This window comes from Hymenobacter psoromatis, from assembly GCA_001596155.1.
Classification (GTDB): domain Bacteria; phylum Bacteroidota; class Bacteroidia; order Cytophagales; family Hymenobacteraceae; genus Hymenobacter.
Genome location: CP014771.1, coordinates 333,730 through 347,600 on the forward strand (window position 1 = coordinate 333,730; position 13,871 = coordinate 347,600).

At 61.9% G+C, this 13,871-nt stretch carries 13 protein-coding genes; 1 reads left to right on the forward strand and 12 read right to left on the reverse strand.

From position 1 onward, the window contains the following. Positions 1–220 precede the first annotated feature (220 nt). Positions 221–2,032, forward strand: a complete 1,812-nt coding sequence (locus tag A0257_01540) for an ABC transporter (GenBank protein AMR25907.1) — start codon at positions 221–223, stop codon at positions 2,030–2,032. A gap of 98 nt (positions 2,033–2,130) precedes the next feature. On the opposite strand, the gene A0257_01545 is transcribed toward A0257_01540, so the two are convergent. The 12 genes from A0257_01545 to A0257_01600 form a co-directional block, all read right to left on the reverse strand. Next, positions 2,131–2,724, reverse strand: coding sequence for a hypothetical protein (locus A0257_01545; protein ID AMR25908.1), 594 nt, complete (start codon positions 2,722–2,724; stop codon positions 2,131–2,133). Positions 2,725–2,820: 96 nt separating this feature from the next. Further along, positions 2,821–3,576: an enoyl-CoA hydratase gene (locus A0257_01550; protein ID AMR25909.1), complete on the reverse strand. Its 756-nt coding sequence runs from the start codon at positions 3,574–3,576 to the stop codon at positions 2,821–2,823. Between the two features lie 93 nt (positions 3,577–3,669). After that, positions 3,670–5,733, reverse strand: coding sequence for an enoyl-CoA hydratase (locus A0257_01555; GenBank protein ID AMR25910.1), 2,064 nt, complete (start codon positions 5,731–5,733; stop codon positions 3,670–3,672). Positions 5,734–5,928: 195 nt separating this feature from the next. After that, positions 5,929–7,137 carry a beta-ketoadipyl CoA thiolase gene (locus A0257_01560; protein ID AMR25911.1) on the reverse strand — a complete coding sequence of 403 codons (1,209 nt, stop codon included), beginning with the start codon at positions 7,135–7,137 and terminating at the stop codon, positions 5,929–5,931. A gap of 129 nt (positions 7,138–7,266) precedes the next feature. Continuing rightward, on the reverse strand, positions 7,267–7,707 hold the full coding sequence (locus tag A0257_01565) for a thioesterase (protein AMR25912.1): 441 nt from the start codon (positions 7,705–7,707) through the stop codon (positions 7,267–7,269). Continuing rightward, positions 7,704–8,864, reverse strand: coding sequence for a 3-hydroxybutyryl-CoA dehydrogenase (locus tag A0257_01570; GenBank protein AMR29575.1), 1,161 nt, complete (start codon positions 8,862–8,864; stop codon positions 7,704–7,706). The genes A0257_01565 and A0257_01570 overlap by 4 nt, the downstream gene beginning before the upstream one ends. Positions 8,865–8,998: 134 nt before the next feature. Next, on the reverse strand, positions 8,999–9,781 hold the full coding sequence (locus A0257_01575; protein AMR29576.1) for an enoyl-CoA hydratase: 783 nt from the start codon (positions 9,779–9,781) through the stop codon (positions 8,999–9,001). Positions 9,782–9,916: 135 nt separating this feature from the next. Next, positions 9,917–10,432: a phenylacetate-CoA oxygenase subunit PaaJ gene (locus tag A0257_01580; protein ID AMR25913.1), complete on the reverse strand. Its 516-nt coding sequence runs from the start codon at positions 10,430–10,432 to the stop codon at positions 9,917–9,919. Then, complete coding sequence (locus tag A0257_01585) at positions 10,426–11,226, reverse strand: phenylacetic acid degradation protein (GenBank protein AMR29577.1); 801 nt, start codon at positions 11,224–11,226, stop codon at positions 10,426–10,428. The genes A0257_01580 and A0257_01585 overlap by 7 nt, the downstream gene beginning before the upstream one ends. Before the next feature lie 11 nt (positions 11,227–11,237). Continuing rightward, a complete protein-coding gene (gene paaB / locus A0257_01590) occupies positions 11,238–11,525 on the reverse strand; it encodes a phenylacetate-CoA oxygenase subunit PaaB (protein ID AMR25914.1) in 288 nt (95 codons plus the stop codon). A 124-nt stretch (positions 11,526–11,649) separates the two neighbouring features. Further along, a complete protein-coding gene (gene paaA / locus A0257_01595) occupies positions 11,650–12,603 on the reverse strand; it encodes a phenylacetate-CoA oxygenase subunit PaaA (GenBank protein AMR25915.1) in 954 nt (317 codons plus the stop codon). A 140-nt stretch (positions 12,604–12,743) separates the two neighbouring features. Continuing rightward, positions 12,744–13,766: a hypothetical protein gene (locus tag A0257_01600; protein ID AMR25916.1), complete on the reverse strand. Its 1,023-nt coding sequence runs from the start codon at positions 13,764–13,766 to the stop codon at positions 12,744–12,746. Positions 13,767–13,871 lie beyond the last annotated feature (105 nt).

A 13,871-nucleotide genomic window follows, 5' to 3' on the forward strand; every position in this document is an offset into this window, starting at 1 on the left:
ACTATCGCCCTCTTAGCCACTAAAAAAACTGTTGCCTGGCAGGAATTCGGTTTTTCTACGACGCAGCAAGCAAGTACTTATCGCCCGGATGCCGGCCCGCATCGCCCCGCCCCGGACCCCGGCTTCGCAAAACATGCGGCTACCCTTGAAGGCACCCACGGATGATAACCCCGGCTGGTAGCCATGCGTCTAACCGTTTCGCCTCCAACCCGCTTGTTTGATGAGTCTTTGGCAAATAATTCAGCGTTTGCTGCCCTTTGTGCGGCCCTATCGCCGCTTGGTTATCAGCACGTTGTTGCTCACGCTGGTGGGTTCGCTGGCCGCGCAGGTCAACCCGTTTGTGCTGCGCTACACCGTCGATACGGTGCAGAATTTATTGAATAAAGGCCAGGGTTTGGCGCAGGGCTGGCAGATGCTTATTTGGGTGAGCGCGCTGTTATTGGCCAAAGAATTACTGAATACGGGCATCACGTTTGGCCAGAAATACTACGGCGAGAAAATCCGCATCAGCGTGTCGGGCGCGCTGGCCGAAGCGGCCGTGACCAGGATTCTGGGCTACGAGCTGGGCTTTTTTTCGGAAGGCGGCAACCAGACTGGCAAGCTCCAGACGCGCATCGACCGGGGGGTAGAGAGCCTGATGAAGCTGGTGCAAAACTTCTTCATCGATATCCTACCCCTTTTTGCGAATGCGCTGGTGGCGCTGGTGGTTATGTTCCTGGCCAACAAGTGGGTAGGGCTGGTGGCTACGTCCATTCTACCCATCTATTTCTGGCTGAGCTACCGCCAGGCCGACCGCCTCAACGGCACCCGCCGGATGCTGCGCAGCCTGCGCGAGGAAAAAAACCACGGCCTCATCAGCATCATCGACAGCATCGTGGTTATCAAGAGCTTCGTGCGCGAGGCCTACGAGGGCGACAAGCAGCTGGCCGTGCAAAACCGCCTCGAAGAAGCCCAGCTTGCGACCCGCAAAACCAACTTTCGCTACGACGGCCTCAAGTCGTTTTTCGAGCAAATCGGCGTGGTGGCCATCATCGTGCTCACCGCCTACCTCGTGCTGGTGGGCCAGATGAGCATCGGGGCCATCATGTTTCACGTGCTGCTGTTCAACAACGTGTCGGCCCCCATCCGGCAGCTGCACCGCATCTACGACGAGATGAACGAGGCGCTGACCTACGCCGAGGGCTTTTTCGCCATCCTCGATGCCGACGACCAGACCGAGCGCCCCGGCACGCTGCGCCCCGCGCACCTCTACGGCCGCTTCGAGCTGCGCCACGTCAACTTCACCTACCCCAGCGGCACGGCCGCCCTGCACAACGTGAGCATGACCATTGAGGCTGGCAAAACCACCGCGCTCGTGGGCCTCAGCGGCGCGGGCAAAAGCACGATTATCAACCTGCTCTGCGAATTTTATCGCCCCAACGGCGGCGAAGTGCTGCTCGACGGCCTACCCCTCTCGGAATACGACACGCCCGCCCTGCGCCAGCAAATCGGCCTCGTGCTCCAGAAAAACCACATTTTCAAGGGCACTATCGAGGAGAACATCTGTTACGGCAACTTTAACGCTACCCAGGCCGAAATCGAAGCCGCCGCCCGTCAGGCCTACCTCCACGACCAGATTCTGGACCTGCCCAGGGGTTACCAGAGCGACGCCCAGCAGCTTTCGGGCGGCCAGCAGCAGCGCATCGCCATCGCCCGGCTCTTCCTTAAAAACCCGCCCATCATCTTCCTCGACGAGCCCACCGCCAGCCTCGACGCCATCGCCACCGAGCAAATCAAAAATAGCCTCGACGCCATCAAGCAGGGCCGCACGGTGGTCATCATCTCCCACAGCCTCGCCCAAATCGTGGATGCCGACTGCATCTACGTCATGAAAAAAGGCGAAGCCGTGGAGAGCGGTACCCACGCCGAGCTCTACTCAACCCGCGGCACCTACCGCGAAATTTTCGACGCCTCGGCGCGCAGCCTCAACATCGAAAAGCTAGCCAAAACAATGGCCGATGACGGCGATGAGGTGCTGGATACGGCGCTGTGAGGATGTTTTTCTAGGTAGTAGCGCGAACTTTGTAGTTCGCGTTCCCGCGCCGCAACAACGATTTTAACGGCGCGGGGACGCGAACTACAAAGTTCGCGCTACTGCTCGGGCCAATAGATATAAGGCCACGCTTCCCAATTTGTAACCAGCCTAGCTTTCACCGGATTATTCACAACGTAGGCGATTACGCGGCTCATTTCTTCGCCATCGCGCACGACATGGTCGTAGGTTTCGCGCTGCCAGAATTGACCCGTTCGGCTCAACAGCTTATTAGCCTGCAAGGCAGTGTAGCCTTTCACACGTTGTAATGTTTCGGCCAGCGGCGGTGCCTCGTCGGGTAGCGATACGACCAGATGCACGTGATTTGGCATCAGGCAGTAGCATAGTAGGGTGTATGCTTTACCATGAAAGTAACGCAGTGAGCTACCCACTAACTCTGCTACCAGCGGCTCAGCAAGCCAGGTTGGGCCATAGCCACCCGTATCTAGCAGCTCGTCAAACCTACCAAAGTAGCGGCGCTTTTGCGCATAGGAATCCGCAATAGACTCTTCATCAGTACTTTTGAATTGCACTTGCAACCTATCTATTACACTTGCGGGCAGTAAATCGGCCAGTCGAAAAGTCAGAAAGATGGGCGAGCCAGGCGGCAGCCGATGCGGTAGGTTGCGCTCATAATACATTAAGTTGCCCATATTACGAAATAAGTAGCGCGAACTTTGTAGTTCGCGTCCCCGCGCCGTTAAAATCGTTGTTGCGGCGCGGGGACGCGAACTACAAAGTTCGCGCTACTACCCAATCGCTGCCCGCGTAAACTCCGAGAGCACCAGCCTGCCGCTGATGGCGGCGCGCTCCACGAGCAACGAATCCCAGTGCTCGGTGCCGGCCCAGAGGACCTGCTTGAGTTCGCGCATGGCCTCGGGCGAAGTGGTGGCCAGGCGCTGGGTCAGGGCTTGCACGGCCGCGTCGAGGGTAGGGAGGTCGGGCAGCACCTCGGCGTAGAGGCCGCGGGCGGCGGCCCACTCGGCCGTGCGAAACTGCGTAGCATCGATGGCGAGCTGCGCGAAGGCGGAAGCGCCGATTTTACGCTCCACGGCGGGGCCGACCACGAAGGGGCCGATGCCCACGGCTAACTCGCTGAGCTTCACGGCGGCTTGGGTGGTGGCCAGGCAGTAGTCGGTGGCGGCGGCCAGCCCTACCCCCCCGCCCACGGCCTTGCCCTGCACCCGCCCAATGAGGAGCTTGGGGCAGGTGCGGCAGGCATTGATAACGTGCGCAAAACCGCAGAAAAACGCCAGCCCCTGCGCCGCGTCGGCCACGGCGCGCAGCTCGTCGAAGCTGGCCCCGGCGCAGAAGGTGCGCTCGCCTTCGCTTTGCAGGATGACGACTTTGGTGGCTTCGTCGTGGCCGGCCTGGGTAATGGCGGCAGCCAGCTGTGCCAGAATGGCAGCGGGCAGCGAGTTGTGGGCGGGGTGGAAAAACGTGATAGTAGTGATGCCAGCGGCATCGGTAGCAGTGGTGACGTGGCCGGCGGGGAGGGTGCTCATGGGGGGTAGGAGTAAGAATTTCGCACAGAGTCCACAGAGTTTCACAGAGGTCAAAAAGCTCTTTTAACTCTGTGAACTCTGTGCGAAAATTCGTTAGGCTTGGTTTTTCTTCTTCACCATTGTCAGAATTGTGGCTACGGCCACGGTGTCGCCGGTTTCGTCGGTCACGGTCACGAGCCAGCGCACGATGCCTTTGGCGATGTCGGTTTCGTCGCGCTTTTCCTGGCCGATTTTCTCTTTAACCGTGAGTGTCACGCCGATGGTAGTGCCGGGGTACACGGGCTTGGTGAAGCGGCACTCATCGAGCCCATAATTCAGCAAAACCGGACCTTTGCGCGGGTCCACGAACATGCCGGCGGCCTTGGATAAAATATAGTACCCATGCGCCACGCGGCCCGTGAAGAGCGTGCCTTCCAGCGAAGTAGCATCGACGTGGGCGTAGAAATTATCGCCCGAAATGCCCGCAAAATTGCTGATATCGGCCTCCGTCACGGTGTGCTTGTGGGTGGTGTAGGTTTCGCCAATTTCCAGCTCCTCGAAGTAGCGCTGGAAGGGGTGCTTGTCGTACTCCACCGTTTTGGCCCCCGTCTGGTACACTTCCGTGATGGCCGTAATCATGCTCGGCGAGCCCTGCAACGCCACGCGCTGCATGAAGTGCTCGACGCCCCGGATGCCGCCCATTTCCTGGCCGCCGCCGGCCCGGCCGGGGCCGCCGTGCACGAGCTGGGGTAGGGGTGAGCCGTGGCCGGTGCTTTCCTTGGCCATCTCGCCATTAAGCACCAGAATGCGGCCGTGGTGGGTGGCCGCGCCGAGCACGAAATCCTGGGCCAGGTGCGGGTCGTTGGTGGCCAGCGAGCACACCAGCGAGCCTTTGCCGAGGTTGGCCAGGGCTATGGCTTCGGCGGGGTCGTGGTAGGGCATGAGCGTCACCACTGGCCCGAATGCTTCCAGCTCGTGGCTGTCCAAGTGCTTGAACGGATGGTCGTTGCGCAGCACGATGGGCGAGATAAACGCGCCCTTAGTCACGTCGGCCCCGCGCTCCTTGCCCAGAATCTCCACGTTTTCGAGGTCGCCATACACGATGGGGGTAGTCTTGGCGAGCTGGCGCACCTGCTCGCGGAGGCGCTCGGCCTGCTCGCGGCCGGCGAGCGCGCCCATGCGCACGCCCTCGGCCTGCGGGTGGCCGATGGTGGTCTGGGCCAACGCTTTGCCCAACGCAATCTGCACGTCTTCGAGCAAGTCGGCGGGCACGATAGCGCGGCGGATGGCGGTGCATTTCTGCCCGCACTTGGCCGTCATTTCCTTGCGCACTTCTTTGATAAAGAGGTCGAACTCCGGCGTGCCGGGCCGGGCATCGGAACCTAGCACGGCGGCGTTGAGCGAGTCAGCTTCCAACGTAAAGGGCACCGCCTCGCTGATGATGCGCGGGTGCGCCCGCAGCTTGGTGCCCGTGGCGGCCGAGCCGGTGAACGTGACCACATCCTGATACGTCACATGGTCCAGAATGCCCTGGCCTGAGCCCACCACCAGTTGCAACGCGCCGTCGGGCAGGATGCCGCTAGCGATAATCTCGCGCACCACGGCTTCAGTGAGATAGGCGCTGGGCACGGCGGGCTTCACCACGGCGGGCATCCCGGCCAGCAGGTTCACCGCGATTTTCTCCAGCATGCCCCAAATGGGGAAGTTGTAGGCATTGATGTGCACCGCTACCCCCTCCTTGGGCACCAAAAGGTGCTGGGCCATGAAGGTGCCGCCCTTCGACAAGCCCACCGGCTCGCCCTCTACATAAAACGGTTTGTCAGGAAACTTGCGCCGCAGCGAGGCGTTGGCAAATAAATTACCGATTCCGCCCTCAATATCAATCCACGAGTCGGCCCGCGTGGCCCCCGAGCGGTAGCTCAGCTCGTAAAAAAGCTCCTTTTTTTCCTGCAAGTGGAAGGCCAGCGCCTTCAGCATCCGGCCACGCTCGTGGAAGGTCATCCGGCGCAGCCTGGGGTTGCCTACGCGGCGGCCGTAGGCCAGAATCTGCTCAAAGTCAAAGCCTTCGGTGTTGGCCAGGGCAATGACCTCGCCGGTACTGGCATCCAGCAGCTCGTGCGGGTCGGCGGCACCGGGCGTCCAGCGGCCGAGGGTATAGTTTTCGAGGGTAGGGGTCATAATGCACGGACGTTAACCTCACCCCCTAGCCCCCTCTCCTGCGGAGAGGGGGGACTAGCTTCTAGTGCTAGACTAGATAACCAGCAGGTAAAGAGCGAAATAGTGGTTGAAGACTAAGTTGAGCTAAGAACTAAAATTAGAGCTAGTTCCCCCTCTCCGCAGGAGAGGGGGTTAGGGGGTGAGGTGTCGTTGAAGTTACACACGCTCTATAACCACAGCGTAGCCCTGGCCCACGCCGATGCACATCGTCACCAGCGCGTAGCGCTTGCCCTGCTTTTGCAGCTCCAGCGCGGCCGTGTGCAGCAGGCGGGCACCGCTCATGCCCAGCGGGTGGCCCAGGGCAATGGCCCCGCCGTTGGGGTTGATGCGCGGGTCGTCGTCGGCCAGGCCAAAGGCGCGGATGCAGGCCAGCGACTGCGCCGCGAAGGCCTCGTTCAGCTCGATAATATCGATGTTATCCAACGTCAAGCCGGCTTTTTTCAAGGCCTGCTGGCTGGCCGGCACCGGGCCGATGCCCATTATGCGCGGCTCGACGCCGGCCACGCCCATGCTCACAACGCGGGCCAACGGCTTGAGATTGTGTTGCTTGATACCGTATTCCGAAGCCAGCAGCAGGGCGGCGGCCCCGTCGTTGAGGCCTGAGGCGTTGCCGGCCGTCACGGTGCCGCCGGTTTTGCGGAAGGCGGGGCGCAGCCGGGCCAGGGCTTCCAGCGAGGTATCGGGCTTTAGAAATTCATCTTCCGCAAACAGCAGCGTCTCGCCCTTGCGCTGCGGAATGGCCACGGGCGCGATTTCCTCGGCCAGCCGGCCGTTGCGCTGGGCGGCGGCGGCTTTTTGGTGTGAAGCCAAGGCAAATTTATCCTGGTCTTCGCGGCTGATGTGGTACTGGTCCACCAGGTTTTCGGCGGTTTCGCCCATCGCGTCGGTGCCGTACAGCTCCTGCATTTTCGGGTTGATGAAGCGCCAGCCGAAGCTGGAATCAGCCATTTGCGCGTCGGTGCCGAAGCCTTTGCTGGGCTTCGACATCACCAGCGGCGCGCGGGTCATGCTCTCTACCCCCCCAGCCACGAACAGGTCGCCGTCGCCGCTGCGAATGGCACGGGCCGCCGCGATGCCCGATGATAATCCACTGGCACACAACCGATTCACGGTTTCACCCGGTACGGAGGGGGGTAGGCCGGCCAGCAGCGCGGCCATGCGGGCCACGTTGCGGTTGTCTTCGCCGGCCTGGTTGGCACAGCCCATAATAACGTCGGCCACGGCGGCCGGGTCGGCGCCGGGCTGGCGACCCAGCAGCGCGCGGATAGCGTGGGCCGCCAGGTCGTCGGGGCGCACGGCGGCCAGCGTGCCGCCAAAGTTGCCGATGGGTGTGCGCACGCCGTCGATGATATAGGCTTGATTCATAATGTTTTAGACTGCTGGTTATTGAAGCTGCCTAGGAAATCGCCAGAACGTCATTCCTCGGCAAGCTCGGAATGACGTTCTGATAATTTTTATGCTTCCTAATCAGCGCCGAAAGCCTAGGGCTAGCAATTAAAATTGTTGGTTTTCGGTGCTGGTGCGGTAGGCCGTGCCTTTGAACAGCGCCAGCTGCAGGCCATTCTGATTATGAATACCCACCTGGTACACGCCCACGCGGTGCTTGAGGCTCTCCTCAGTCGCCTCCACGGTAATAGTATCGCCGGGCCGGCCGGGCTCCAGGTAGTCGATGGTGACGCTGAGGCCCATACTCTGACGGCCGTGGGTGTTGCAGGCGATGGAAAACGCCGTGTCGGCCGCCGCGAACGTGACGCCGCCGTGCAGCATCCCGAAGCCGTTGAGCATTTCGGGGCGTACCGGCAGGCGCAGGCGGCAGTAGCCGGGCCGCACTTCCTCAATTACTACCCCCAGCCACGCGCTGAACGGGTCGCGGGTATCAAGCCAGGCTTGCACGGCGTGATGGGGCTGATTGGCCGGGTTTTCGGAAGAATTCATGTGGAAAAGAAACGTTGGTTGTCGCGGGCCAGCCGGCGCAGCAGCGAGCTGGCGCGGTAGCGGTCGTCGTGGTATTCGTGGTAGAGGCCATCCAGCGTAGCCAGCACCGTGGCCGGGCCTAGCTCGTCAGCCCAGGCCAGCAGGCCCTTCGGGTAATTTACGCCAGTAGTCATGGCCAGCTCCAAATCCTCACGCGAGGCCACGCCCAGGTACAGCGCGTCGGCCGCCTCGTTGATGAGCATCGCCAGCACGCGTTGCACGATGCGCTGGCCGGCTTCGGCGTCGCGCAGGGGGGTAGGGGCGGGCGCATCAGGCGCGTAGTCGTAGAAGCCGCGCCCCGCCTTGCGCCCGTAGTAGCCGGCCTCAAACAGCCGCTTCTGGGTGAAGGAAGGCCGGTAGCGCGGGTCGTAGAAAAAGGCCGCGAACACCGATTCCGTAACCCGGTAATTCACGTCGTGGCCGATAAAATCCATCAGCGCGAATGGCCCCATGCGGAAACCGCCCAGCTCGGTGAGCGCCCAGTCGATGGTGGCCACGTCGGCAATTCTTTCTTCCAAAATGCGAATTGCCTCGCCGTAAAATGGCCGCGCCACGCGGTTCACAATGAAGCCGGGCGTGTCCTGGGCCAGCACCGGGCGCTTGCCCCAGCCGGCTACCAGCGCGCGCACCTCTTCGGCCAGCCCGGCGCGGGTCTGCACGGCCGCAATCACCTCGACCAGCTGCATGAGCGGCGCGGGGTTGAAAAAATGGATGCCAATAAACCGCTCCGGCCGCTGGCACGCCGCCGCGATGGCCGTTATCGAGAGCGACGACGTATTGCTGGCCAACAGGCATTCGGCTGATACCACGGCCTCTACCTGCCTGAAAACCTGTTGCTTCACCGCCAAATCTTCCACAATTGCCTCGATAACCAGGCCGCAATCGGCGAGGTCCTGCATGGTGGGGGTAGGGCGCACGCGGGCGCTGGCCGCGGCGGCGGCCTCGGGCGTCAGCTTGCCTTTTTCAACTAGCTTACGCAGGCCAGCGGCGATGCTGGCCGTAGCCTTTTCGAGCGCGGCGGCGTTCTGGTCGAGCAGGCGCACCGGGTGGCCGGCCGTGGCTACCACCTGCGCAATGCCCGCGCCCATCGCGCCGCTGCCAATAATTCCGATGGTTATCATCTAACTGCTAACTACTTGGTAATCTGTTATTGCGAGCAACGCGAAGCAATCGTACCGAAACGATGACGACCAAACGATTTCGTTCTGGTGCGATTGCTTCGCGTTGCTCGCAATGACAGCTATAAAAAAAATTACTGGCCGGTAAACGTGGGCTGGCGCTTTTCGAGGAAGGCAGCTACCCCCTCGCGGTAGTCGGTGGTTTGGCCGGCGCGTAATTGGTAGTCGCCCTCGGCGCGCAGCTGCTGGGCCAGGTCATTGCCGAAGCTGCGGTTGAGCAGGTGCTTGGTGTAGGCCAGGCCCTTGGTAGGCAGGTTGGCCATTTTCTGGGCCAGCTTGGCTACTTCGTCATCGAATGCTTCGTCGGCGACGGCCCGGTAAATCATGCCCATTTGCACGGCTTCGGCGGCGCTCACTTTGTCGCCGGTGAGCATGAGGGCGCTGGCGCGCTGCAGGCCCACGAGGCGGGGTAGGAAATACGTCCCGCCGCTGTCGGGCACCAGCCCTATCTTGCTGAACGCCTGAATGAACGACGCCGATTCCTTGGCCACCACTAGGTCGCAGGCCAGCGCCAGGTTGGCACCCGCGCCGGCCGCCACGCCGTTCACGGCTGCAATCACCGGCTTCTCCAACTCCCTGATAAGCAGCACAATCGGGTTGTAGTGTTTCTCCACGATTTCCGACACGTCGGGCGCGTTCGGCCCAGTTATCTCCGCCAGGTCCTGGCCGGCGCAAAAGGCCCGGCCGGTGCCCGTGAGCACCACGGCCCGCACGCTGGCATCGGCCTGGCAGTCGCGCAGGTGCTGCTGCAAGGCCAGCGCCACCGGCTTATTGATGCTGTTAAAAACGTCGGGCCGGTTGAAGCGCAGGGTGGCCACGCCGTCGGCAAAAGAGTAGAGCAAAGAGGTGTCGGACATGAGAAAGAGGATGTAGCGCGAAGTTTCCACTTCGTGCGTGAGCGCAGCGAGCAACTCGCGTGAGTAGTCGGTTGGGTTGGTGCGGGGTCGCCTGCTCGCTGCGCTCGCGCACGAAGTGGAAACTTCGCGCTACTGCTACGCGTGGCATTTGAAATAATCGAACGGCTCGCGGCAGTCGTCGCACTGATACAGTGCCTTGCAGGCCGTGGAGCCAAACTGACTGACCAGGTGCGTATGTTCCGACTTGCAAAGCGGGCAGCGCACGGCCGTATCCTTACCAAACAAGTTGAGCACATGGCCGGTAGCCGTGCCGTCGATGGGCGGGGCGATGCCGTATTCTTCGAGCTTGCGGCGGCCGGCCGCGCTCATCCAGTCGGTGGTCCAGGCGGGGCTGAGCTGGTTTTTGATAACGACTTGCTTGTAGCCTTCAGCTAGCAGCCGCAACCGGATATCGGTGGCGATGGCGCTCATGGCCGGGCAGCCCGAGTACGTGGGCGTAATAGTAACGGTAATCTGCTCGCCTTCAATCCCTACCCCCCGCACAATGCCCAGGTCCAGAATGCTGAGCACGGGCACTTCGGGGTCGCTCACTTCCTCCAGCAATTGCCAGATGTGGGCCTCCGTGGGGACTGGGGGTGAGGTAGTTACCACGTCAGGCCGGGATAAGTGCGTTGCATATATTGCAGCTCGGCCAGCAGGTAGCCCAGGTGCTCGGAGTGCCGGCCCAGCTTGCCGCCGGGCTGCGCAAAGGCATCGGTGGGCACGGGCAGCGTGGCTTCGGCAAACACGTGGGCCACGTAGGCGGCGGCACGGGCTTGCAGCGCGGCGTAGTCAGGCACCAGGCCCAGGCTGTGCAGGTCCAGTTCGAGGGGGGTAGGAACGGTCAGCTCGGCGGCGTAGCGCCAGAGGGTGCGCAGGGCTTTCTCCACGCGCTGCCGGCTTTCGGAAGTGCCGTCGCCGAGGCGAATCAGCCACTCGGCGCTCCATTTGCGGTGGTAGGCCGCTTCCTTCAGCGACTTCTCCGCGATGGCTGCCAGCTGCACGTCGGGGCCGGCTTTCAGCTCTTTAAGTAATTCGTAATGAAATACATCGAACAAAAACTGCCGCACGATGGTGTGGGCAAAGTCGCCGTTGGGCTGTTCCACCAGCAGCGGATTGCGGTACTCCACGGCGCTGCGTAAGTAGGCCAGCTCGTCCTCGGTGCGGCCCTGGCCCTCCAGCTCAGCGGCGTATTGGTAGTAGCTGCGGGCCTCGCCCAGCAGGTCGAGAGCGATGTTGGCCAGGGCCAAATCCTGCTCCAGCACCGGACCGTGGCCGCACCACTCCGAGAGGCGGTGCGCCAGGATGAGGCTGGTATCGGCCAGCTGCAACACGTAGGGAAACAGCGGGTTGGCGGCCGGCGGGGGGGTAGGGATTGCGGAAGCTTCGGGCTGGGTAGGAGTCATAAGCCGCAGCATTACATGTGTTTGATGGAGTTCGGCACGTCGTAGAACGTGGGGTGCCGGTACACTTTGTCGGCCGCCGGGTCGAAGAATTCGGCCGCCTCATCGGGGTTGGAGGCGTGAATGTGCTTCGACTCCACCACCCAAATACTCACGCCCTCCAGGCGGCGCGTGTACACGTCGCGGGCGTTTTGCACGGCCATTGCCGCGTCGGCGGCGTGCAGGCTGCCCACGTGCTTGTGGTCAAGCCCCTGCTTGCTGCGGATAAAGACCTCCCACAGAGGCCATTCGGAGTTAGTCATGGTTGCTATTCAATGCACCTGTCATTGCGAGCAAAGCGAAGCAATCGCACCAGAACGAGTCGTTCGGGTATCGTTCTGGTGCGATTGCTTCGCAGGCTCGCAATGACAGGCGATTAGTATTGCCTTACGCTGCTACCGCCTCTTCGCGCGCAACGCGCTTCTTAGCGTGGGCCAGGGCGGCTTCGCGCACCCAGGCACCTTCCTCGTGGGCCTGCACGCGCGCTTGCAACCGCTCGTGGTTGCACATGCCGTTGCCTTTCACCACGTTCCAGAACTCGTCCCAGTTCACCTCGCCAAAGTCGTAGGCCTGGCGCGCCTCATTCCATTTTACTTTTTCATCGGGCACGGTGAGACCCAGAAACTCGGCCTGGGGCACCATCATATCCACAAATTTCTGGCGCAGCTCGTCGTTGGTGAAGCGCTTGATGCGCCATTTCATGCTTTGCTCGGTGTTGGGCGACGCATCGTCGGCCGGGCCAAACATCATCAGCGTGGGCCACCACCAGCGGTTAAGGGACTCCTGCGCCATTGCTTTTTGCGCCGGCGCGCCCTCGCACAAGGTCTGCATTATCTCGAAGCCCTGGCGCTGATGGAAGCTTTCCTCCTTGCACACGCGCACCATCGCCCGCGCATACGGCCCGTACGAAGTGCGGCACAGCGGCACCTGGTTCAGGATGGCCGCGCCGTCCACGAGCCAGCCCACGCAGCCCATGTCGGCCCAGCTCAGGGTAGGATAGTTGAAAATGCTGCTGTACTTGGCCTTGCCGCTGTGCAGGTCGGCCAGCATCTGGTCGCGGGTGGTGCCCAGCGTTTCGGCGGCGCTATATAAATATAGGCCGTGGCCCGCCTCATCCTGCACCTTGGCCAGCAAAATGGACTTGCGGCGCAGCGAAGGCGCGCGCGTTATCCAGTTGCCTTCGGGCAGCATGCCCACCAGCTCGGAGTGCGCGTGCTGCGAAATCTGCCGAATCAGCGTCTTGCGGTACGCGTCGGGCATCCAGTCTTTAGGCTCGATGCGCACGTCGGCATCAATGCGGGCCTGAAACTGCTCTTCGGGGGTAGGGGGTAGGGTTTCCATGACTGCACAACGAAAACTAACAACCGTTAGTTTTTCAAAGATAAGAAAAAAAACGCGCTAGGCGTGAGCTGTAAAGCGCAGTGGCAGTCCGTTCGGCGTTAGCGCAAGTCGTTCAATGCCAAACGGAGTACCGCTCCGTTTTACACCTTGGCTTCCTCGTCGCCCAGCACATCGTGCACATACAGCATCTTCACCAGCACCGTAATAATGGCGATAATGGGCGTAGCCAGCGTGAGGCCCAGCAGGCCCGTAAACGAGCCAATGATGAGCTGCCCCAGCAACACGAGCGCGGGCGGCAGCGAAATCAGCCGCTGTTGCACCACCGGCGACACGGCCGCGCTCTCCAATGTCTGCGTGCCCAGGTACAGCAGCAGCACATACAGGGCCATGTGCGGGCCACCGTTGAAGAAGGCCAGCAGCAGCGCCGGCACCATCGACACCACCGGCCCGATGTTGGGAATAAACGTGACCAGGCCGGCAAACAGCCCCAGCACTCCCGCCAGCGGCATGCCCAAAAACCGCAGGCCCACCACCGTGAGGCCGCCCACCACGGCCATCGATACCAGCCGGCCCAGCACCCATTTTACCAGCGTGTCGCTGAGCTTATCGTACACTTCGTTGGCGCGGGCGCGGCCGGCTTTGGGCACCAGCATCACTAGGCCCGCCCGGTAGGTTTTGGGCTGAATGACCAGAAACACCGCCAGGAAAAGAATCACGTAGCCATCGGCCAGAATGCTAAAAGTGGTGGAAAAAATGCCCGTGGCCCGGCCCAGCCACTCCGACGTGCCACCGGTAAGCTTGCGCAGGTCGAAATTTTCGCCGGCCAGCCATTGCCCCCAACTCGTGCCGTTCACGCGGACCTGCACGTCGTGCAGGGCCTGTGGCAGCTGCTGCCGCAAGCCACTCAGCTGCTCGCTCAGCGTAGCCGAAAATAACCAGCCCATGCCCCCGAGCAGCCCCAGCACCAGCAGCGCCAACAGCCCCAGCGCCAAGCCCGTGGGCAGGCCCGTGTGGCGGTGCAGCCACTCGGCCCCCGCGCGCAGGGGTAGGGCAATGAGCAGCGCCGCCAGCAGGCGCAAAAACACCCCAAACGCGAACCCCAACAAACCCGTGAAGGCCAGCAGCAGCAGCGTGAGGCCCACCGCGATGAGCACCCGGTGCACGTAGGTCGTTAGTGAGGGGGTAGGGGATGGTTCCATAAAGCAAGTAAAAAAACGGGATGCCAGGCACTTACCTTGGCAGTAAGCCCATACGGCTTAAACGCCTTT

What these genes read in the sequence shown, in the direction of transcription:
- A0257_01540 (AMR25907.1), top strand. Translation starts at nt 221, where the DNA reads ATGAGTCTTTGGCAAATAATTCAGCGTTTGCTGCCCTTTGTGCGGCCC.
- A0257_01545 (AMR25908.1), bottom strand. Translation starts at nt 2,724, where the DNA reads ATGGGCAACTTAATGTATTATGAGCGCAACCTACCGCATCGGCTGCCG.
- A0257_01550 (AMR25909.1), bottom strand. Translation starts at nt 3,576, where the DNA reads ATGAGCACCCTCCCCGCCGGCCACGTCACCACTGCTACCGATGCCGCT.
- A0257_01555 (AMR25910.1), bottom strand. Translation starts at nt 5,733, where the DNA reads ATGACCCCTACCCTCGAAAACTATACCCTCGGCCGCTGGACGCCCGGT.
- A0257_01560 (AMR25911.1), bottom strand. Translation starts at nt 7,137, where the DNA reads ATGAATCAAGCCTATATCATCGACGGCGTGCGCACACCCATCGGCAAC.
- A0257_01565 (AMR25912.1), bottom strand. Translation starts at nt 7,707, where the DNA reads ATGAATTCTTCCGAAAACCCGGCCAATCAGCCCCATCACGCCGTGCAA.
- A0257_01575 (AMR29576.1), bottom strand. Translation starts at nt 9,781, where the DNA reads ATGTCCGACACCTCTTTGCTCTACTCTTTTGCCGACGGCGTGGCCACC.
- A0257_01585 (AMR29577.1), bottom strand. Translation starts at nt 11,226, where the DNA reads ATGACTCCTACCCAGCCCGAAGCTTCCGCAATCCCTACCCCCCCGCCG.
- paaB (AMR25914.1), bottom strand. Translation starts at nt 11,525, where the DNA reads ATGACTAACTCCGAATGGCCTCTGTGGGAGGTCTTTATCCGCAGCAAG.
- paaA (AMR25915.1), bottom strand. Translation starts at nt 12,603, where the DNA reads ATGGAAACCCTACCCCCTACCCCCGAAGAGCAGTTTCAGGCCCGCATT.